The sequence below is a fragment of the Mycolicibacterium sediminis genome, from assembly GCF_010731735.1.
Taxonomy (GTDB): Bacteria; Actinomycetota; Actinomycetes; order Mycobacteriales; family Mycobacteriaceae; genus Mycobacterium; species Mycobacterium sediminis.
In genome coordinates, this window is record NZ_AP022588.1 from 3,955,656 (window position 1) to 3,976,790 (window position 21,135).

Sequence of the window (21,135 nt, forward strand, 5' to 3'; positions counted from 1 at the left end):
GAAATGACAAGCCGTACATGACTTTGCCGTTGCTCGGACCGATGAGCCTGTCGGGCTTCGAACACGCGTGGTACCTGCTGTTCCTGCTCGTGGTGCTCGCCGTGATCGGGCTCTACGTCGTGGTGCAGATGGCCCGGCAGAAGCGGATGCTGCGCTTCGCGAACATGGAACTGCTGGAGAGCATCGCTCCGAAGCGCTCCGCGCGATGGAAGCACGTGCCCGCGATCCTGCTGGTGGCCTCGATGGTGCTGTTCACCGTCGCGATGGCCGGTCCCACCAACGACGTCCGCATCCCGCGCAACCGGGCGGTCGTGATGCTGGTGATCGACGTGTCGCAGTCGATGCGCGCCACCGACGTCGCTCCCAGCCGTCTCATCGCGGCGCAGGAGGCGGCCAAGCAGTTCGCCGATCAGCTCACCCCGGGCATCAACCTCGGGCTGATCGCCTATGCGGGCACGGCGACGGTCCTCGTGGCGCCGACGACCAATCGCGCGGGCACCAAGGCCGCGATCGACAAGTTGCAGCTGGCCGACCGCACCGCGACGGGTGAGGGCATCTTCACTGCGCTGCAGGCCATCGCGACCGTCGGCGCCGTGATCGGCGGCGGCGACGAGGCCCCGCCCGCGCGGATCGTGCTGATGTCCGACGGCAAGGAGACCGTGCCCTCGAACCCCGACAACCCCAAGGGCGCCTACACCGCGGCCCGGACCGCCAAGGACCAGGGCGTGCCGGTCTCCACCGTGTCGTTCGGTACGCCCTACGGCACCGTCGACATCAACGACCAGAAGCAACCGGTCCCCGTCGACGACGCGATGCTGAAGAAGATCGCCGAACTCTCGGGCGGCAGCGCGTACACCGCGTCGAGCCTCGAACAGCTCAAGGGCGTCTTCACCACGCTGCAGGAGCAGATCGGCTTCGAGACTATGAAGGGCGACGCGAGTGTCGGCTGGTTGCGGCTCGGCTCGTTCGTCCTCGCGATGGCGGCGCTCGCCGCTCTGCTGCTCAACCGCAGACTGCCGGGTTGATTTCGGTCGCGGCCGGGCGAGGCGATAGGTTGAGCCGCATGCCGGAATTCGTATCCCGCTCGGTCCTCGTCACCGGTGGCAACCGCGGTATCGGCCTCGCGATCGCCCAGCGCCTCGCCGCCGACGGACACAAGGTGGCCATCACCCACCGCGGCTCCGGAGCGCCCGAGGGCCTGTTCGGCGTCGAGTGCGACGTCACCGACACCGCAGCCGTCGACCGTGCCTTCACCGAGGTCGAGGAGCATCAGGGCGCCGTCGAGGTCGTCGTGTCCAACGCGGGCATCTCCGCGGACGCGTTCCTCATCCGGATGACCGAGGAGCGGTTCGAGAAGGTCATCGACGCCAACCTGACCGGAGCGTTCCGGGTCGCGCAGCGCGCCTCGCGCAGCATGCAGCGCAAGCGGTTCGGGCGGATCATCTTCATCGGCTCGGTCTCCGGCACCTGGGGCATCGGCAACCAGGCCAACTACGCGGCGGCCAAGGCCGGTCTGATCGGCATGGCGCGCTCGATCTCGCGCGAACTGTCCAAGGCCGGCGTCACCGCCAACGTGGTGGCCCCCGGCTACATCGACACCGAGATGACCCGGTCGCTCGACGAGCGGATCCAGGCCGGCGCACTCGAGTTCATCCCCGCCAAGCGGGTCGGCTCCGCCGAGGACGTCGCGGGAGCGGTCAGCTTCCTCGCGTCCGAGGATGCCGGCTACATCGCCGGCGCCGTCATCCCGGTCGACGGCGGCATGGGCATGGGTCACTGAGCGTCTGCTCACAGGCATTCCCGGGCAACTCACGGCAAGAGGAGAAGGCACACATGGCAGGGCTACTCGAGGGCAAGCGCATCCTCGTCACGGGCATCATCACCGACGCCTCGATCGCGTTCCACATCGCCAAGGTGGCCCAGGAGGCCGGCGCCGAACTCGTCCTCACGGGATTCGACCGCCTGCGGCTGATCCAGCGGATCGCCGACCGGCTCCCCAACCCGGCGCCGCTGCTGGAACTGGACGTGCAGAACCCCGAGCACCTGGACTCGCTGGCGGGCCGCATCACCGAGGTCATCGGCGAGGGCAACAAGCTCGACGGCGTCGTGCACTCGATCGGCTTCATGCCGCAGACCGGCATGGGCGTCAACCCGTTCTTCGACGCGCCGTACGAGGACGTCGCGAAGGGCATCCACATCTCGGCGTACTCGTACGCGTCGCTGGCGAAGGCGACGCTGCCGGTGCTCAACCGCGGCGGCAGCATCGTCGGCATGGACTTCGATCCGACGCGCGCGATGCCCGCCTACAACTGGATGACCGTGGCCAAGAGCGCGCTCGAGTCGGTCAACCGGTTCGTCGCGCGTGAGGCGGGTCCGCACGGTGTGCGGTCCAATCTCGTTGCGGCGGGACCCATCCGGACCCTCGCGATGAGCGCCATCGTCGGCGGCGCGCTCGGCGCCGAGGCGGGCGACCAGATGCGGCTGCTCGAGGAGGGCTGGGATCAGCGGGCGCCGGTGGGCTGGGACATGAAGGACCCGACGCCCGTCGCGAGGACCGTCTGCGCCCTGATGTCCGACTGGCTGCCCGCGACGACGGGAACCGTCGTGTACGCCGACGGCGGCGCACACACGCAGTTGCTCTAGCGATGACCGACCCGAACTCGGCCGCGGACCCGGTGGGTCCGTTCGACGCCGTCCTGCTGCTGTCCTTCGGCGGGCCGGAGGGTCCCGAGCAGGTGCGGCCGTTCCTGGAGAACGTGACGCGCGGCCGGAACATCCCGCCCGAGCGGCTCGACGGCGTCGCCGAGCACTACATGCATTTCGGCGGCGTCTCGCCGATCAACCGGATCAACCGCGAGCTGATCGACCAACTGCGGGTCGAGCTGGACCGTCGCGGCCGGGACCTGCCGATCTACTTCGGCAACCGCAACTGGGAGCCCTACGTCGAGGACACCGTCGCTCGGATGCGCGACGACGGCGTCCGCAGGGCCGCGGTCTTCGCCACGTCCGCGTGGGGCGGCTACTCGAGCTGCACCCAGTACAACGAGGACATCGCACGGGCCAGGACGGCGGTCGGCGACGGCGCGCCGGACATGGTGAAGCTGCGGCACTACTTCGACCACCCGCTGTTCGTGGAGATGTTCGCCGACGGCGTCCGCGCGGCGGCAGCCGGCCTGCCCGAGCACCTGCGGGCCGGAGCCCGTCTGGTGTTCACCGCACACTCGGTGCCCACGGCCGCCGACGAGCGCCACGGTCCGCGGCTGTACAGCCGCGAGGTCACCTACGCCGCCAGCCTGGTCGCGGCAGCGGCGGGTTTCGACTCCTACGACCAGGTCTGGCAGTCGAGGTCCGGGCCGCCGCAGGTGCCGTGGCTGGAACCCGATGTGGGAGACCATCTCTCGGTGCTGGCGAAGGACGGCGTCACGGCGGTCATCGTCTGTCCCATCGGATTCGTGGCCGACCACATCGAGGTGGTGTGGGACCTCGACAACGAACTGCAGGAGCAGGCCGACGCCGAGGGAGTGGTGCTGGCCCGTGCCACGACGCCCAATGCCGACCCGCGCTTCGCCCAGCTGGCTGTGGACCTCATCGACGAGGTCGAGAACGCCGCGCCGCCGGAGCGGGTCACCGGACCCGACCAGGTACTGGGCTGCGCCTTCAGCCTGAACGGTCAGCTGTGCGCGGACTCGCCGCGCTGCGTCGCCGACGTACGGCCTGCGGTCAGGCCTGCCACGCCGAGTGCAGGATCGCGCTGACCGCTGCCAGCCGAGCGGACCGCACCACGCCGCCGAGCGGGCGCAGCGCGTCGTTCGCCAGCTGCATCTCCGACGACGACTGAAAGCCGATCGGCATCAGCCCGGCGCTGACCGTGATGATCGCGTCGACGTGCGCCGCCTGCTCGAGGACGCGCAGTGCCCGGGTGGGTGCGTGGTCGGGTGCCCGGTGCGGGCGGCCGGCCTCGAGGATCTGTTCGACCATGCCGCGCGGATCGTCGACGTCCGCAGTGGCGCCCGCGCGCAGCGTCGTCAAGGCGTCCGCCGCGGAACGGACGGCCGAACGCAGGTCGTGCTCGGCATGTCCGAGGTCCCAGTACTCCGGCACGGGTGCCGACGGCATCGAGTAGACGGTCCAGGACAGCGACGTCGGCTCGGCGTACTCCGAGTCGTCGTAGTCGGGATCGCCGTCGGCGTAGACGAAGTCGGGGACCAGTCCCACGGCGTCCCCGCCGATCCGGGACACCAGGATGGCCTCGCCCGCCTCGATCGCGTCGATCTGGAACTGGGTGCCCGCGGGCAGGCCTCGGACGTCGCCGGGCACGGGCACCGCCACCGACATGGCCGGTTCGCCCGTGGCCGGACCCGCTGCGGTACGCAGTGTCTGCAGCATCGACACCGCCCCGGCGTCCGTGAGGTCGGGCCACGGCAGACCGGTGCGGCCGGCGGCCACGGAATCGTAAGCGGTCACGGAATGCCTTGGCGCCCATAGGGACAACGCATCCAGAACGTCGTCGGGCGCGGCGAGGCCGGCGAGCCAGGCGTTGGCCCACACGGACAGGGAGACACTGGGACACCACATGATCACCGCAGTCTAATAGTTCCCCTCGTGTGTCGGCGGTCATGCGTAGGCTGTGAACATGCCCGTCTGGTTGATCTGGTTGATCGCCGCCATCGGTCTGGCCGGGGCAGAGGCGCTCACCGGCGATCTGTTCCTGCTGATGCTGAGCGGCGGTGCGCTGGCCGCGGTCGCATCGAGCCTGCTGGTCGACAACCTGGTCGTCGACGGTGTCGTGTTCCTCGTCGTGTCGGTCCTGCTGCTGGTGATGGTCCGGCCCGTGCTGCGGCGCAGGTTCGCCGCGGGGACGGGGCTGCCGGACCTGGCCAAGGCGCTGGAGGGCAAGAGCGCGCTGGTTCTCGAACCGGTCGGCCGGCACGCCGGCCAGGTGAAGCTGGACGGCGAGGTCTGGACGGCACGGCCGCTCAGCGACGACGACGTCTACCAACCTGGTGACCAGGTCACCGTCGTGCGCATCGACGGCGCGACCGCGGTCGTCTTCAAGTCCGTCTGAGATAAGGGGAAACCGCAATGGAAGGTGCCGTGGCCGGACTGGTCTTGGTCGTCGTGCTCGTATTGTTCGCCGTCATCGTCGTGGCGAAGTCGGTCAAGGTCATACCGCAGGCCGAGGCGGCGGTGATCGAGCGGCTGGGCCGGTACAGCAAGACGGTGTCGGGACAGCTGACGCTCCTGCTGCCGTTCGTCGACAAGATCCGGGCGCGGGTCGACCTCCGCGAGAGGGTGGTGAGCTTCCCGCCCCAGCCGGTGATCACCGAGGACAACCTGACGGTCAACATCGACACCGTCGTCTACTTCCAGGTGACGGAGCCGCGGGCGGCCGTCTACGCCATCAGCAACTACATCGTCGGCGTCGAGCAGCTGACCACCACCACACTGCGCAACGTGGTCGGCGGCATGACGCTCGAGCAGGCGCTGACCTCGCGCGACCAGATCAACGGCCAGCTGCGCGGCGTGCTCGACGAGGCCACCAACCGGTGGGGCCTGCGCGTCGCCCGCGTCGAACTGCGCAGCATCGACCCGCCGCCGTCCATCCAGGACTCGATGGAGAAGCAGATGCGCGCCGACCGCGAGAAGCGCGCCATGATCCTCACCGCCGAGGGCAACCGCGAGGCGTCGATCAAGCAGGCCGAGGGTCAGAAGCAGGCGCAGATCCTGTCGGCCGAGGGTGCCAAGCAGGCCGCAATCCTCGCCGCCGAGGCCGACCGGCAGTCCCGCATGCTGCGCGCCCAGGGCGAGCGGGCCGCCTCGTACCTGCAGGCGCAGGGCCAGGCCAAGGCCATCGAGAAGACGTTCGCGGCGATCAAGGCCGGCCGGCCCACGCCGGAGATGCTGGCCTACCAGTACCTGCAGACGCTGCCGCTCATGGCCAAGGGCGAGGCCAACAAGGTATGGCTGGTACCGAGCGACTTCGGTTCGGCCCTACAGGGATTCACGAAGATGCTGGGCGCTCCCGGCGAGGACGGCGTGTTCCGCTACACCCCGTCGCCGGTGGAGAACGACCTGCCCAAGCCGGAGGACGACACGGCCGAGGTCGCCGCCTGGTTCGACACCCAGACCGACCCGGAGATTGCGCGGGCCGTGGCGAAGGCCGAGGAGGAAGCGCGCAGGCCGGTCGCGGGCGTCGTCGACCCGCCGCCGCAGTACCTGCCGCTGTCCCAGCAGGCCCAGTCGCCTGCCGGTGACTACGGCTCGCAGGCGCAGCAACCGCGACACGGGTCATCCGACCAGTGAGCGGGTGGCCGTCGACCCGGACCTACGCCGCGTTGGCCGCGGTCCAGGCCGGCGACGCCGTCGCCTGCGCCATACCGGTCGCGGCGATCGAGAAGGCGTTCGACGACGTCGACCTGGCGCCCGAACTGCGGCCGCTCATCCCGTACGTGAAGACGGCGTCGGCGATCGGGCTGCTGTCGGTGTACCGCTTCCCCCGGCTCGCACGTCTCACGACGTTCATGCTGACGGTGTACTTCGTGCTGGCCGTGGCCTTCCACGTCCGGGCCAGGGACTGGAGTCCCGGCATGGTGGCGGCGTCGACGTTCCTCGGCCTCTACGGCGCGATGACGGTGCGGGGCCCCCAGCTCACGGTGTGACGACCGGCTCCGACGGGGTCTCGGGCGCCGGGGTGTCGTGTGCGCTCCTGCGATGGGAGCGCATCTCGTAGACCAGGCCCACCACCCCCAGGCTCGCCGTGCAGGCAGACACCAGGAACAGCAGCGGGCTGACGGTGCCGGTGAGAGCGTCGCCGAGGACCACGATGGCGGCGGTACCCGGGACGAGGCCCACGAAGGACGCGACGGCGAAGGGCAGCGGCCGGACCGCCGACGCTCCCGCCGCGTAGTTCAGTACGGAGAACGGCACCGCCGGGATCAGCCGCATCGACAGCACGGTCGGCCAGCCTCGCGCACGCAGGCGTGCGTCGACCATCTCGACCCGCGGGTGCGACACCAGGCGGTCGAGCTGCAGCCCGGCCGCCCGGACGAGGAACAGCGCGACGATCGCGCTGATCGTCGACGCCACGACGGCCAGCGAGACGCCGAGCAGCGGCCCGAACAGCAGGCCCGCCGACAGCGTGAACGCGGTGCGGGGGAACGGGAGGATAGTCACCACCACGTGGGCGAGGAAGAACGCCAGCGGGAACCACGGTCCTGCCGCCGTCGCCCAGTCCCGCATCTGTACGGCGGTCGGCAACGGCACGAAATACGCGACTGCGACCAGGATCACAATCGCGGCCACGATCGCGGCCAGCTTGCGCCGGGGGACCAGTGCCACGGTGGCGACGATCGAGCCCCGTACCGCACCCAACGTGCGGACAATCGCCTTCACGTCTGCCAAGGGTACGGGGCGAGGCGGACTCTCATCGGACGACGCGGCAGAGCTACCCGCCAGTAGCCTCGGGCCTGCCGGTTCGCGCCGTGACCACGATCATTTAGCCTGATGGACGGTTGTCAAGTCACACGCTGCATCAAGGTCGATAGCAGGGGAGTCCACGTGTCCGAACAGGTGTCCAGTTCGAAGCTCAGCATCGCTGAGGCGGACCGCGACCAGTGGCGCGCGGCGGTCGCCGGCGTGCTCGCCAAGAGCAGGCGCAAGGACCCCGCCGACTTCGGCGCGGAACCCGATCGGCTTCTCGACTCGGCCACCTACGAGGGCTTCCCGATCCGCCCGCTCTACACGATGCTCGACTCCCAGCCGGAGCCGCCGCTGCCCGGCCGATGGCCGTTCGTCCGCGGCGGCGACGCACTGCGCGACGTGAAGTCCGGATGGAAGGTGGCGGAGACCTTCCCGCTGCCCGGCCGGCCGGCTGCCGACGAGGGCAACGGCGCGGTGCTGAGCGCGCTGACCGAGGGGGTCAGCGCCCTGGTGCTGCGGATCGGGTCCGCGGGCGTGGCCGTCGAGGACGTCGACCGACTGCTCGAAGGCGTCTTCCTCGACCTGGTGCCCGTGGTGGTCGACGCGGGGTCCGACTACGTCGCTGCCGCGGACTCGGTGCTGGCCCTCGTGAGCGCGCTCGACGACGACGGCCGCTCCCGGCTCTCGATCGACCTCGGCGCCGATCCCCTGACCGCGGCGCTGACGGGCCGTCCCGCCCCCGGCTTGGACGACGTCGCGACGGTCGCGTCGCGGGCCGTCGGGTTCGACGGCGGCGTGCGCGCGGTCACCGTCGACGGACCCACGTTCCACGACCTGGGCGCGAGCGCGTCGTGGGAACTCGCCGCCTCGGTCGCCGCGGGGGTCTCGCATCTGCGGGCGCTGACCGAGCGCGGCATCGGAGTCGGAGATGCGGTGCGCCAGATCAGCTTCCGCTTCGCCGCCGACGACGACCAGTTCATGACCATCGCGAAACTGCGCGCCGCCCGCCAACTCTGGGCCAGGGTCGCCGAGGTGATCGGTGCGCCAGACGGCGGTGCGGCCACCATCCACGCGGTGACGTCGATGCCGATGATGACCCAGCGCGACTCCTGGGTGAACATGCTGCGCACCACGCTGGCGGCGTTCGCCGCCGGAGTCGGGGGCGCCGACACCGTCGGCGTCCTCACCTTCGACAGCGCGATCCCGGGCGGTCTGCCCGGGGTCGCGACGACGTTCGCGCGACGCATGGCCCGCAACACCCAGTTGCTCCTGCTCGAGGAGTCCCACGTGGGACGCGTCCTGGACCCCGCCGGCGGGTCCTGGTTCGTCGAGGACCTCACCCGGCGCCTCGCCGAGCAGGCGTGGACCCACTTCCGCGAGATCGAGGCCGAGGGAGGCTTCGCCGCCGCCGCCGACTTCGTGACCCGGCAGATCGGGGAGGTGCGCGAACGACGACGCGACGACGTCGCGCACCGCAGGACGGCCGTCACCGGCGTCAACGAGTATCCGAACCTCGGCGAAGCCGCACTGGCGCGCACGGACCTCCAGTCCCCGGCCGTGCGCTACGCCGCCGACTTCGAGGCGCTGCGCGACCGTTCCGACGCCCACCTGGCCGCCCGGGGCGCGCGGCCGACGGCGGTCCTGCTGCCGATCGGCCCGCTCGCCGAGCACAACGTTCGCACGACGTTCGCCGCGAACCTGCTCGCATCCGGCGGCATCGAGGCGGTGAACCCCGGCCAGGTGTCCGCCGACGACGTCGCCCGGGTGATCGCCGACGCCGGCGGCGCCACCGCGGTGGTCGTCTGCGGGACCGACGCGCGGTATGCCGACGAGGCATCGGGGGTGGTGGACGCCGCCCGCGCCGCCGGTGTCGCGCACGTGTACCTGGCAGGACCCGAGAAGGCCGTCGCAGCAGCCGAATCGACGCCCGACGACTACCTCACCGCCACGATCGACGCCGTCGAGGCGTTGTCCACCCTGCTCACCCGATTGGGGGCGTGACATGACCGCGCTGGAACCCGACACGACGATCGGCAGCTTCGCCGACGTCCCGTTCGACGGTGAGAAGGCCGGTGCGCCTTCGACTCCCGCAGCGGTCGAGGAGTACGTCGCCGCTGCCGCGGCAGCGCACGGCTACACCGCCGAGCAGCTCGACTGGGCGACGCCCGAGGGCATCGACGTCAAGCCGGTGTACATCGCAGCCGATCGCGACGCCGTGGTCGAGGAGGGCTATCCGCTCGACTCGTTCCCCGGTGCCGCGCCGTTCGTCCGCGGGCCCTACCCGACGATGTACGTCAACCAGCCGTGGACGATCCGGCAGTACGCCGGCTTCTCGACCGCGGCGGAGTCGAACGCCTTCTATCGTCGCAACCTCGCCGCGGGGCAGAAGGGCCTGTCGGTGGCCTTCGATCTCGCGACCCACCGTGGCTACGACTCGGACCACCCGCGGGTGCAGGGCGACGTCGGGATGGCCGGTGTCGCGATCGACTCGATCCTCGACATGCGGCAGCTCTTCGACGGCATCGACCTCTCGGCGGTGTCGGTCTCGATGACGATGAACGGTGCGGTGCTGCCGATCCTGGCGCTCTACGTCGCGGCCGCGGAGGAGCAGGGCGTGCCGCCGGAGAAGCTTGCGGGGACCATCCAGAACGACATCCTCAAGGAGTTCATGGTCCGCAACACCTACATCTATCCGCCCGAGGCGTCGATGCGGATCATCTCCGACATCTTCGGCTACACCAGCGTGAAGATGCCGAAGTACAACTCGATCTCCATCTCCGGCTACCACATCCAGGAAGCCGGGGCGACGGCCGACCTCGAACTGGGCTACACGCTCGCCGACGGCGTCGAGTACATCAAGGCCGGCCTCGCCGCCGGTCTGGACATCGATTCCTTCGCACCCCGGCTGAGCTTCTTCTGGGGCATCGGGATGAACTTCTTCATGGAGGTCGCGAAACTGCGTGCGGGCCGCCTGCTCTGGAGTGAACTGGTGGCGCAGTTCGAGCCGAAGAGCCAGAAGTCGCTGTCGCTGCGGACGCACTCCCAGACCTCGGGCTGGTCCCTGACCGCGCAGGACCCGTTCAACAACGTCGCCCGCACGTGCATCGAGGCGATGGCCGCCACGCAGGGACACACCCAGTCGCTGCACACCAACGCCCTCGACGAGGCGTTGGCCCTGCCGACGGACTTCTCCGCACGCATCGCCCGCAACACCCAGCTTCTCCTGCAGCAGGAGTCGGGCACCACGCGTCCCATCGATCCGTGGGGCGGGTCCTACTACGTCGAGGCGCTCACCCACCAGCTGGCGGAGAAGGCTAGGGCGCACATCCGCGAGGTCGCCGAGCACGGTGGCATGGCGCAGGCGATCGGCGAGGGGATCCCCAAGCTGCGCATCGAGGAGGCGGCGGCGCGGACGCAGGCGCGCATCGACTCCGGCGCCCAGACCGTGATCGGCATCAACAAGTACCAGGTCGACGAGGACCAGGCCGTCGAGGTCCTCAAGGTCGAGAACAGTCGCGTGCGGACCGAGCAGATCGCCAAGCTGGCTCAGCTGCGCGCCGACCGCGACGAGGCCGCCACCCAGGCGGCGCTGAACGAATTGACCAGAGCGGCAGCAGTTTCCGGCACGTCCAGGGCGGAGGGTCTCGCCGACAACCTGCTGGCGCTCGCGATCGACGCGGCGCGCGCCAAGGCGACCGTCGGAGAGATCTCCGACGCCCTGGAGAAGGTGTACGGACGCCATCAGGCCGAGATCCGCACCATCGCGGGGGTGTACCGAGACGAGGTGGGCAAGGTCAGCAACGTCGGCAAGGCAACGGAACTGGTCGAGAAGTTCGCGGAGGCCGACGGGCGCCGTCCCCGCATCCTGGTGGCGAAGATGGGACAGGACGGACACGACCGCGGCCAGAAGGTGATTGCGACGGCCTTCGCCGACATCGGCTTCGACGTCGACGTCGGCTCGCTGTTCTCCACGCCCGACGAAGTGGCCCGCCAAGCCGCCGACAACGACGTCCACGTGGTCGGGGTGTCCTCGCTCGCCGCGGGCCACCTCACGCTGGTGCCCGCGCTGCGCGACGCCCTCGCCGAGGTCGACCGACCCGACATCATGGTCGTCGTGGGCGGCGTCATCCCGCCGGGCGACTTCGACGCCCTCTACGAGGCCGGGGCCGCCGCCATCTTCCCGCCCGGCACCGTCATCGCCGACGCAGCCATCGGTCTGCTCCAGAAGCTGGCCGAGCGGTTGGGTTACGACCTCGGGTAGATGTCCACCGAAGGTACGTCGACCGACGGCGTGGACGATCTCGCCGGGGCCGTTCGCGGCGGCGACCGGTCCGCGCTCGCGCGCGCCATCACGCTGGTCGAGTCCACGCGTCCCGACCACCGCGACCGCGCGCAGGCGCTCCTGCTCGAGCTGACCCCCGAGGCCGGGGCCGCCCAGCACGTCGGCATCACCGGGGTCCCCGGCGTCGGGAAGTCGACGACCATCGAGGCCCTCGGCATGCATCTGATCGAGCGGGGGCACCGCGTCGCGGTCGTCGCGGTGGACCCGTCGTCGACCAGGACCGGGGGGTCGATCCTCGGTGACAAGACCCGGATGGCCCGCCTCGCGGTGCATCCCGATGCCTACATCCGGCCGTCGCCGACGTCCGGCACGCTCGGTGGGGTCGCCAGGGCCACCCGGGAAACCATCGTGCTCCTGGAGGCCGCCGGCTACGACGTGATCCTCGTCGAGACGGTGGGGGTTGGGCAGTCCGAGGTCGCGGTCGCCAACATGGTCGACACGTTCGTCTTCCTGACCCTGGCCCGCACCGGCGACCAGCTCCAGGGCATCAAGAAGGGCATCCTCGAACTGGCCGACGTCGTCGTCGTCAACAAGGCCGACGGCCCGCACGCCGTGGAGGCGAGATCGGCGGCGCGCGAACTCGCGGGCGCCATCCGGCTCATCCATCCGCGCGAGAGTCTCTGGCGGCCACCGGTTCTCACGATGAGCGCACTGACGGGCGATGGTCTCGCCGAGCTGTGGGACACCGTCCTCGACCATCGCCGGGTCCTGACCGAGGCGGGGGAGTTCGATGCGCGCCGACGCGCGCAGCAGGTGGAGTGGACGTGGTCGATGGTCCGCGACACCGTGCTCGACCGCGTGCTGACCCACCCCGACGTCAAGGCCATCCGCGCGGACGTCGAACGACAGGTACGCGACGGCGGGTTGACCCCCACGCTCGCCGCCCGGCGGATCCTGGACGCGGCGGGACCCTGACTTCGTCGTCCGCGTGCGGATCGGCAACGGATTCCAGGTCCGTGCCCGCCGCCTGGCTCACGGATCGGTAACGATTCGCTTCTTTGCCGGGCCCGGGTCGGTAGAGTCGAAGTGTGACCCACGCAACATTCGGGCAGCGCAACGTCGCGCTCCCGCACGGTGACCGAAGCGCGCTCCCACACGGGGTGCAAGGCGTCGCGGACGTCAATTTTGGTCGGGCCGTCAAGGCCTTCTCGCGGCTGTTCCCGCATCCCCGGCTCGGCGGTGGTGCGCTTGCCGTCTACCTCGACGGCGAACCCGTGGTGGACGTCTGGACGGGGTGGCAGGACCGGCGCGGCAAGCGGCACTGGAACGCAGACACCGGAGCCATGGTGTTCTCCGCGACCAAGGGCGCGGCCTCCACGGTGATCCACCGGCTCGCCGACCGCGGCCTCATCGACTACGACGCCCCGGTCGCCGACCACTGGCCCGCGTTCGCCGCAAACGGCAAGGGGCGCGTGACCGTCCGCGACCTGATGCGCCACCGCGCCGGGTTGTCGCACCTGAACCGCGTGACCAAGGCCGACCTGATGGACCACCTCCTGATGGAGGAGAAGATGGCCGCCGCGCCAATGGGGCTGCTGCGTGGCCGACCGGCGTACCACGCGATCACCTATGGCTGGTTGATGTCGGGTCTGGCCCGCGCCGTCACCGGTCGCGGCATGCGCGAGCTGTTCCGCACCGAACTGGCCGAGCCTCTCGGCACCGACGGGATCCATCTCGGTAGGCCGCCCGTCGGTGCGCCCACGCAGCCGGCCCGCATCGTCGGTCCGCAGAGCGCGCTGCAGAATCCGGTGTTCAACCTGGTGGCACCGCGCCTCGCGGGTCTCCCGGTGTCCGGTGGATTCGGGTCGCTGTACTTCCCGGGTATGAAGGCGACGGTGCAGGGCGACATCCCACTGCTCGACACCGAACTGCCCGCCGCCAACGGCGTCGCGACGGCGCGGGCGCTCGCCCGGATGTACGGCGCCATCGCCAATTCCGGTGAGGTGGGCGGGACGCGGTTCCTGTCGTCGGACCTCGTCGCTCAGCTGACGGGCCGGCGCAGTCTGCATCCCGACGGCAGCCTGTTCATCCCGATGTCCTTTCACCTGGGTTACCACGGACTGCCGCTGGGCGGCCTCCTGCCGGGCTTCGGCCACGTGGGGCTGGGCGGCTCGCTCGGCTGGGCCGACCCGGCGACGGGCCTGGCCTTCGGCTTCGTTCACAACCGTCTGCTGACCCCGATGGTGGCGAGCGATCAGGCCGGTTTCGTGGCGACCGCGGCACTGATCCGGCACGGCGTGGCCAGTGCCCGTCGGCACGGACACACGCCGATCACCCCCTTCGGTGCCGCCTTCGACGACCTCGAGAGGGCCGCGGGCTAGCGTTTCCCGAAACTGCGCGGACACGTACGGTGTCCGCGCTATTTCGTTGCAACGCACTTGTTCTGGGCTTGAACCGTCGTCTCGGTACGGTTTGCCACCCGTGATCCAACGATTCGTTTGAAGCCCCCGGCGTCGGCCACCGGCCCGCGGTCGAGGCGCCCCGTCGGCGTTGCCAAAAAGGCGTTCCAAGCGGCCGGTGCCTCGTGCCGGGCTATGTACCGACCAGATCCACTGGCGAAAACCAAGAACCCTCGTATCCAGGTCCCGGGTCGTACTTCCGGAGCGTCGTAATACTGTGGCAAACCAAAGACAGTCGGTGACATCGGTCCACCGCGTGCGGCAAAAGTCGACGAGACGACTGATTCATGTATCAGCTAAGTAATTTGCTATGAATTGCGATCACAAATAATTGTGTACGATCCCCAGATGGACGCGGACGTCAATTCTTCCGTGTTGACGCAGGTCAGACACGCCATGTGGTATGCGCCAGAAATTCTGGCGCCCGACGTGTAACCTTTCCGCCGAGCAAAGGCGCCAATAATTGCGCCCAAGTAGATTTGCCGCACGGATGGTTGAGTGGCAGGTTGGGTGCGTGACGTTTCGGGCGTAATCGGGGCGGTGACGACGAGGAATGGGGTAGCGGTGCAATCGTGCGGCTAATTGCGTCGTCGACGCCGGTGGGGCACACAGCATCGATTCGGGGTCGTGACACCGTCCGTGAAAGAGGTTGAGATTCGTGGTTGAGACACCGGTCGCTCCCGTCGCCGTCGTAGGCATGGCATGCCGGCTTCCTGGGGCGATCGATTCGCCGGCAGGCATGTGGGCGGCCCTGCTCCGTGGAGACGACACGGTCACCGAGGTGCCGCTGGACCGGTGGGACGCCGAGGAGTACTTCGACCCCGAGCCTGGCGTTCCCGGACGGTCCGTCTCCAAGTGGGGGGCGTTCCTCTCCGACGTCGCCGGCTTCGACGCCGACTTCTTCAACATCAGCGAGCGCGAGGCCACCGCGATCGACCCGCAGCACCGACTGCTCCTGGAGACCTCGTGGGAGGCCGTCGAGCACGCCGGCATCGACCCGGCGGCGCTGGCGGATTCACTGACCGGCGTCTTCATGGGCATGACCCACGCCGACTACCAGCTGCTGGCCGCGGACGCGCATGCGGTCGAAGGGCCCTACGGCTTCACCGGCAACAACTTCAGCCTCGCGTCGGGACGCATCGCCTACCACCTCGGCGTGCACGGACCCGCGTTCACCGTGGACTCGGCGTGCTCGTCGAGCCTGCTCGCCGTGCACATGGCGTGCCGCAGCCTCAACGACGGCGAGAGCGACCTCGCCCTGGCCGGCGGCGTGTCGATCATGCTGGAGCCACGCAAGATGTCGTCCGGCTCGGCGCAGGGGATGCTCTCGCCGACGGGCCGGTGCCATGCGTTCGACGTGAACGCCGACGGCTTCGTCAGCGGTGAGGGCGCGGCGGTCGTCCTGCTCAAGCGCCTCGACGACGCGCTGGCAGCGGGCGATCCGGTCCTCGCCGTCATCCGGGGCACCGCGGCCAACCAGGACGGGCGCACCGTCAACATCGCCGTGCCGTCCCGCACCGCGCAGGCCGTCGTCTACCGCGCGGCGCTCGCCGCAGGCGACGTCGACCCCGCCACGATCGGCATGGTCGAGGCGCACGGCACCGGAACGCCGGTGGGCGACCCGATCGAGTACGCGAGCCTCGCCGAGGTGTACGGCACGGCGGGCCCGTGCGCGCTCGGCTCCGCCAAGACCAACTTCGGCCACGGACAGTCCGCGTCGGGTGCGATCGGCCTGATCAAGGCCGTGCTCGCCCTGCAACACGGGACCGTGCCGAAGAACCTGCACCACACCGAGATGCCCGCCGAGATGGCCGCGATCGAGACCAACCTGTTCGTGCCCCGGGAGAACGCGCCGTGGCCCGTCACCGGTGGCCATCCTCGTCGCGCCGCGGTGTCGTCCTACGGGTTGTCCGGCACCAACGTGCACGCGGTCCTCGAGGCTGCGCCGGAGGGTCGGTCGACGCGCACCGTCGAGCCGACCGCGCGCCCGGATGCCGCGTCGGGCATCCGGCTGTTCCCGCTGTCCGCCACGTCGGCCGTCGAACTGCGCCGCACCGCCGGGCGGCTCGCGGACTGGGTCTCGGCACGCGAGACCGGACCCGACACCGAACTCGCCGATCTGGCGTACACGCTCGCGCGCCGTCGCGCGCACCGCCCGGTGCGCACGGTGGTCATGGCCGGTGACCGGGCCGAACTGATCGCCGCGCTGCGCGCCGTCGCCGATGGGGACGACCCCGTCGAACCCGCGGTGGCCACGGGCGACCGGGGACCCGTGTGGGTGTTCTCCGGCCAGGGCTCGCAGTGGGCGTCGATGGGTGCGGAACTGCTCTCGACCGAACCCGCGTTCGCCGCCGCCGTCGCCGAGATCGAACCGTTGATCGCCGCGGAGTCCGGCTTCTCCGTCACCGCGGCGATGTCCGACCCCGACGTGGTGACCGGCATCGGACGGGTTCAGCCGACGATCTTCGCGGTCCAGGTGGCGCTCGCCGCGGCGATGACGTCGTACGGCGTGACCCCGGGGGCCGTGATCGGGCACTCGATGGGCGAGGCAGCGGCAGCCGTCGTCTCCGGGGCGCTGTCCCTCGTCGACGGCGTGAAGGTCATCTGCCGCCGCTCCCGACTCATGGAGACGGTCGCCGGCTCGGGTGCCATGGCATCGGTCGAACTACCGGCCCAGCAGGTGCTCTCCGAACTCGCCGCACGTGGCGTCGCCGACGTCGTGCTGTCGGTCGTCGCGTCGCCGCAGTCCGCCGTCGTCGGCGGGGCCAAGGAAGCCATCCGGGCGCTCGTCGCCGAATGGGATGCGCGCGGCGTCATGGCCCGCGAGATCGCCGTCGACGTCGCGTCGCACACCCCGCAGGTCGACCCGATCCTCGACGACCTGACCGAGGCGCTCGAGGACCTCGAGCCGAGGGAGCCCGAGGTCCCGTACTACTCGGCCACGCTCTACGACCCGCGCGATCCCGCGGACTTCGACGCGTACTACTGGTCGGACAACCTGCGGCATGCGGTGCGCTTCTCCGCCGCCGTACAGGCCGCACTGGAGGACGGCTTCCGGGTGTTCGGCGAACTGTCCCCGCACCCGGTGCTCACCCACGCCGTGGACCAGAACGGTCGCGCCCTCGACGTGACACTGGCCGCCCTGGCGAGCGTGCGCCGCGAGCAGCGGCTCCCCAACGGGCTGCGCGACTTCGTCGCCGACCTGCACCGCGCGGGTGCCGCCCTCGACTACTCGGTGGCCTGGCCCGACGGCGACCTGGTCGATGCGCCGCTGCCCACGTGGACGCACGCCCACCTCATGCTGACCCGCGACGACCAGGGCCACAACGCGGCCACCGTCGCGGTGCACCCGCTGCTCGGCGCGCACGTCCGACTCCCCGAGGAGCCGGAACGCCACGTCTGGCAGTCCGAGGTCGGCACCGACGCGCAGCCGTGGCTCGGCGACCACCGGGTCCACGACGTGGCGGCCCTGCCCGGCGCCGCGTACTGCGAGATCGCCCTGGCCGCGGCACGTCAGGTCCTCGGCGACGCGTCCTCGGTGCACGACGTCGCGTTCGACCAGATGCTGCTCCTGGAGGAGCAGACGCCGCTGTCCGCGGTGGCGTCGACGACCCCCACCGGCGACGTCGAACTGGTGGTCAAGACCCACCGGGACGGCGAGGAGGTCCAGCGTGCGACCGCGGTACTGCGGCCCGCCGACGGTGCCGACGCGCCGGCGGCCTACGACGTCGACGCCCTGCTCGCGGCGCACCCGTCGACCGTGGAGGGTTCGGCTCTGCGCGACTTCTACGCCGCCCGCGGCATCGGCTACGGCGCCGCCTTCGGTGGTCTGACGGCCGCCCACGTCGCGGAGGGCCCGACCGCGTCGGTGCTCGCCGAGGTGTCGCTGCCCGGCTCGATCCGGTCCCAGCAGGGCGCGTTCACCGCCCATCCCGCGCTGCTCGACGCCTGCTTCCAGGCGGTCGGGGCGCACCCCGACCTGTTCTCGGACACCAGCGGTGCCCTGCTACTGCCGCTCGGCGTCCGCGAACTCCGGGCGTACTCGTCGACCCGCAACGCGCGCTACTGCTACGTGCGGCTGACCAGCACCCGACCCACCCAGGTCGAGGCCGACCTCGACGTCCTCGACGACGCGGGCGCGGTGCTGCTGACGGTCACCGGGCTGCGGCTCGGGACCGGCGTCTCGGAGGAGGGCCAGCGCGACCGGCGCCTCAACGAGCGTCTCCTGACCATCGACTGGCGCCGCCAGGAGGCCCCGGTGGCGGAGGTCGTCCGGGCGGCCACCTGGCTGGTGCTCGCGACGAGCGACGCCGACCCGTTCGCCGGTGAACTCGCCGACGTCCTCGCGGCCGGCGAGGTGGACGTCGCCACGCTCACCTGGCCCGTCGACGGTGACCACCGGGCGACCGAGGAACTGGTCCGGGGTGCCCTGGTCGCGCGCCAGCACACGGGCATCGTCCTCGTCGAGTCGCCCGGGGACGCCCGCGATCCGGTCGGCCGGGGTGCCGAGCACGTGCGCCACCTGGTCCGCATCGCCAAGGTGCTGCCCGACGTCCCCGGCGAATCGCCGCGGCTGTACGTCGTCACCCGGAACGCGCAGACGGTGCTCTCCGGCGAGGTGCCCGACCTCGCGCAGGGTGGCCTGCGCGGGCTGGTCCGCGTGATCGGCATGGAACACCCCTCGATCAGGCCCACCCAGATCGACGTCGACGACACCACCGGTGCCGACCTCGTCGGCGCGGAACTGCTGTCCGGCACCGACGAGGACGAGACGGCCTGGCGCGACGGCCAGTACTACACCGCGCGCCTCAACGTCACGCCGCTGCAGGCCGAGGAGCGGCACACCACCGTGGTCCATCCCGAGCGGGACGGGATGCGACTGCAGATCCGCACCCCGGGTGACCTGCAGTCCGCCGAACTGGTGGCGTATCGGCGCACGCCGCCCGGACCGGGACAGATCGAGGTCGCCGTGTCGGCGTCCAACCTGAACTTCGCCGACGTGCTCGTCGCCTACGGCCGATACCCCTCCTTCGAGGGTCGGCTGCCGCAGCTCGGCGCCGACTTCGCCGGCGTGGTGACCGCGGTCGGCGCCGGTGTCACCGGTCACGCGATCGGCGACCGGGTCGCGGGCATCTCGGCGACGGGCGCGTGGTGCACCTTCGTCACGTGCGACGCCAACCTGGCCGTCCGCATCCCGGACGACCTCCCCGACGCCACCGCCGCCGCGGTGCCCAGCGCACACGCCACCGCCTGGTACTCGCTGCACGACCTCGCGAGGATCGGCAAGGGCGACAAGGTCCTGATCCACTCCGCCACGGGTGGCGTCGGACAGGCCGCCGTGGCCATCGCCCAGGCGGCCGGAGCCGAGATCTTCGCCACCGCAGGCAGTCCCGAACGTCGGGCGATGCTGGCGGACATGGGCATCGAGCACGTCTACGACTCCCGCACGGTCGAGTTCGCCGACCAGATCCGCCGCGACACCGACGGCTACGGCGTGGACGTCGTGCTGAACTCGCTGCCCGGCGCCGCCCAGCAGGCGGGTCTGGAACTGCTGACCTTCGGCGGCCGCTTCGTCGAGATCGGCAAGCGGGACATCTACGGTGACACGAAGATGGGCCTGTTCCCGTTCCGCCGCAACCTGTCCTTCTACGCGGTCGACCTCGCACTGCTGATGCTGATCACGCCCGACACGCTGCGGAACCTGCTCGAGGTGGTCTACCGGCAGATCGCCGACGGCGTCCTGCCGCCGCCGCAGACAACGCACTACCCGCTGGCCAACGCCGCCAATGCGATTCGTGCCATGGGCGCGGCCGAACACACCGGCAAGCTGGTGCTCGACGTGCCCCGGGCGGGTCAGTACGCCGCCGTCGTGCCCGCCGACCAGGCACCCGCGTTCCGCTGGGATGGCGCCTACGTCGTCACCGGCGGCCTCGGCGGACTGGGACTGTTCCTGGCCGAGGGGATGGCCGCGGCCGGATGCGGCCGCATCGTCCTCAACGGACGGTCGGCTCCGTCGCCGGATGCGTTGCGCGCCATCGAGGGGATCCGGGCCACGGGCACCGAGGTCGAGGTCGAGTTGGGCGACGTGTCCACCGCGGCCACCGCGGGCCGGTTGGTCGGGGTGGCGACGGCGACGGGCCTACCGCTGCGCGGTGTGCTGCACGCCGCCGCCGTCATCGAGGACGCGACGCTGGGCAACATCACCGACGACCTGATCGACCGGGACTGGGCGCCGAAGGCGTTGGGGGCGTGGCGTCTGCACGAGGCGACCGCCACGGCGTCGCTGGACTGGTTCTGCCTGTTCTCCTCCGCGGCCGCGATGGTCGGGTCGCCGGGGCAGGGCGCGTACGCCGCGGCCAACAGCTGGCTCGACTCGTTCGCCCGGTGGCGCCGCGCGAACGGCAAGCCCGCACAGGTCGTCGCCTGGGGTGCGTGGGCCGAGATCGGTGCGGGTCAGGCCATGGCCGGCAACGACGGCATGGCCATCGACCCGGCCGACGGCGCCTACGCGTTCGACACGCTGATGCGGCACACGCGCGTCTACAGCGGGTACGCCCCCGTCGCCGGTGCGGCGTGGCTGACCGCCTTCGCTCAGACCACCCCGTTCGCGGAGGCGTTCGCCTCGATCGGGGCCGATCGGTCGGGCTCGAGCGAGTTCCTCGAGGAACTGCGCCTGCTGCCGCGCGAGGACTGGCCGGCGCGGATACGCCGGCTGATCTCCGAGGAGATGAGCCTGATCCTGCGGCGCTCGGTCGACGCGGACCGGCCGCTGTCGGAGTACGGCCTCGACTCGCTGGGCACGCTCGAACTGCGCACCCGGTTGGAGTCGGAGACCGGGGTGCGGATCGGATCCACGGACGTCACGACCGTGCGTGCTCTCGCCGAGCGGTTGAGCGAGACCATCGCCGCGGAGATGAACCTCGACGGCGAGACGGCAGCGGTGCCGTCATGACCATCCATTCGGCGCCGACGACG

The 21,135-nt window shown here is 70.6% G+C and carries 14 protein-coding genes; 12 read left to right on the forward strand and 2 right to left on the reverse strand.

Annotated features, from left to right (window positions below; all coding sequences use genetic code 11):
- Positions 1-17 precede the first annotated feature (17 nt).
- The 4 genes from G6N64_RS19000 to G6N64_RS19015 are packed head-to-tail and all read left to right on the forward strand — an operon-like array spanning position 18 to position 3,755.
- Complete coding sequence (locus G6N64_RS19000; protein ID WP_163798736.1) at positions 18-1,025, forward strand: VWA domain-containing protein; 1,008 nt, start codon at positions 18-20, stop codon at positions 1,023-1,025.
- Between the two features lie 38 nt (positions 1,026-1,063).
- Positions 1,064-1,780, forward strand: coding sequence for a 3-oxoacyl-ACP reductase FabG1 (gene fabG1 / locus G6N64_RS19005; protein WP_163798738.1), 717 nt, complete (start codon positions 1,064-1,066; stop codon positions 1,778-1,780).
- Positions 1,781-1,833: 53 nt separating this feature from the next.
- Positions 1,834-2,643, forward strand: a complete 810-nt coding sequence (gene inhA, locus G6N64_RS19010; protein WP_163798740.1) for an NADH-dependent enoyl-ACP reductase InhA — start codon at positions 1,834-1,836, stop codon at positions 2,641-2,643.
- 2 nt (positions 2,644-2,645) lie between these two features.
- Positions 2,646-3,755: a ferrochelatase gene (locus G6N64_RS19015; protein ID WP_163798742.1), complete on the forward strand. Its 1,110-nt coding sequence runs from the start codon at positions 2,646-2,648 to the stop codon at positions 3,753-3,755.
- Here G6N64_RS19015 and G6N64_RS19020 read toward each other — a convergent pair.
- Positions 3,721-4,575: an Rv1486c family protein gene (locus tag G6N64_RS19020; protein WP_163798744.1), complete on the reverse strand. Its 855-nt coding sequence runs from the start codon at positions 4,573-4,575 to the stop codon at positions 3,721-3,723. The two genes, G6N64_RS19015 and G6N64_RS19020, sit on opposite strands and share 35 nt — an antisense overlap.
- 58 nt (positions 4,576-4,633) lie before the next feature.
- On the opposite strand from G6N64_RS19020, the gene G6N64_RS19025 reads away from it, so the two are divergent.
- From G6N64_RS19025 to G6N64_RS19035, 3 genes are read left to right on the forward strand one after another with little or no spacing between them, the layout of a single operon-like run.
- Entirely contained in the window at positions 4,634-5,065 is a 432-nt protein-coding gene (locus G6N64_RS19025; protein ID WP_163798746.1) for an NfeD family protein, read from the forward strand.
- 17 nt (positions 5,066-5,082) lie between these two features.
- Entirely contained in the window at positions 5,083-6,303 is a 1,221-nt protein-coding gene (locus G6N64_RS19030; RefSeq protein ID WP_163798748.1) for an SPFH domain-containing protein, read from the forward strand.
- Positions 6,300-6,659 (forward strand): DoxX family protein, encoded by a 360-nt coding sequence (locus tag G6N64_RS19035; RefSeq protein WP_163798750.1) that lies wholly within the window; start codon positions 6,300-6,302, stop codon positions 6,657-6,659. Before G6N64_RS19030 ends, G6N64_RS19035 begins: the two co-directional genes overlap by 4 nt.
- On the opposite strand, the gene G6N64_RS19040 is transcribed toward G6N64_RS19035, so the two are convergent.
- Positions 6,649-7,392, reverse strand: coding sequence for a TVP38/TMEM64 family protein (locus tag G6N64_RS19040; protein ID WP_163798752.1), 744 nt, complete (start codon positions 7,390-7,392; stop codon positions 6,649-6,651). The genes G6N64_RS19035 and G6N64_RS19040 overlap by 11 nt on opposite strands.
- A 177-nt stretch (positions 7,393-7,569) precedes the next feature.
- Between G6N64_RS19040 and mutA the strand changes: the two genes are divergently transcribed.
- The 5 genes from mutA (at position 7,570) to pks2 (ending at position 21,112) form a co-directional block, all read left to right on the forward strand.
- Positions 7,570-9,420, forward strand: coding sequence for a methylmalonyl-CoA mutase small subunit (gene mutA / locus G6N64_RS19045; RefSeq protein ID WP_409370747.1), 1,851 nt, complete (start codon positions 7,570-7,572; stop codon positions 9,418-9,420).
- Position 9,421: 1 nt separating this feature from the next.
- Entirely contained in the window at positions 9,422-11,680 is a 2,259-nt protein-coding gene (gene scpA, locus G6N64_RS19050; protein WP_163798756.1) for a methylmalonyl-CoA mutase, read from the forward strand.
- On the forward strand, positions 11,681-12,676 hold the full coding sequence (gene meaB / locus G6N64_RS19055) for a methylmalonyl Co-A mutase-associated GTPase MeaB (protein WP_163798758.1): 996 nt from the start codon (positions 11,681-11,683) through the stop codon (positions 12,674-12,676).
- A 113-nt stretch (positions 12,677-12,789) separates the two neighbouring features.
- Complete coding sequence (gene lipL / locus G6N64_RS19060) at positions 12,790-14,082, forward strand: esterase/beta-lactamase LipL (RefSeq protein WP_163798760.1); 1,293 nt, start codon at positions 12,790-12,792, stop codon at positions 14,080-14,082.
- A 736-nt stretch (positions 14,083-14,818) separates the two neighbouring features.
- A complete protein-coding gene (pks2, locus tag G6N64_RS19065) occupies positions 14,819-21,112 on the forward strand; it encodes a sulfolipid-1 biosynthesis phthioceranic/hydroxyphthioceranic acid synthase (RefSeq protein WP_163798762.1) in 6,294 nt (2,097 codons plus the stop codon).
- Positions 21,113-21,135 lie beyond the last annotated feature (23 nt).

Coding starts and splice junctions, on each gene's coding strand:
- meaB (WP_163798758.1), top strand. CDS start 11,681: ATGTCCACCGAAGGTACGTCGACCGACGGCGTGGACGATCTCGCCGGG.
- G6N64_RS19025 (WP_163798746.1), top strand. CDS start 4,634: ATGCCCGTCTGGTTGATCTGGTTGATCGCCGCCATCGGTCTGGCCGGG.
- G6N64_RS19020 (WP_163798744.1), bottom strand. CDS start 4,575: ATGTGGTGTCCCAGTGTCTCCCTGTCCGTGTGGGCCAACGCCTGGCTC.
- G6N64_RS19000 (WP_163798736.1), top strand. CDS start 18: ATGACTTTGCCGTTGCTCGGACCGATGAGCCTGTCGGGCTTCGAACAC.
- inhA (WP_163798740.1), top strand. CDS start 1,834: ATGGCAGGGCTACTCGAGGGCAAGCGCATCCTCGTCACGGGCATCATC.
- G6N64_RS19015 (WP_163798742.1), top strand. CDS start 2,646: ATGACCGACCCGAACTCGGCCGCGGACCCGGTGGGTCCGTTCGACGCC.
- G6N64_RS19030 (WP_163798748.1), top strand. CDS start 5,083: ATGGAAGGTGCCGTGGCCGGACTGGTCTTGGTCGTCGTGCTCGTATTG.
- fabG1 (WP_163798738.1), top strand. CDS start 1,064: ATGCCGGAATTCGTATCCCGCTCGGTCCTCGTCACCGGTGGCAACCGC.
- scpA (WP_163798756.1), top strand. CDS start 9,422: ATGACCGCGCTGGAACCCGACACGACGATCGGCAGCTTCGCCGACGTC.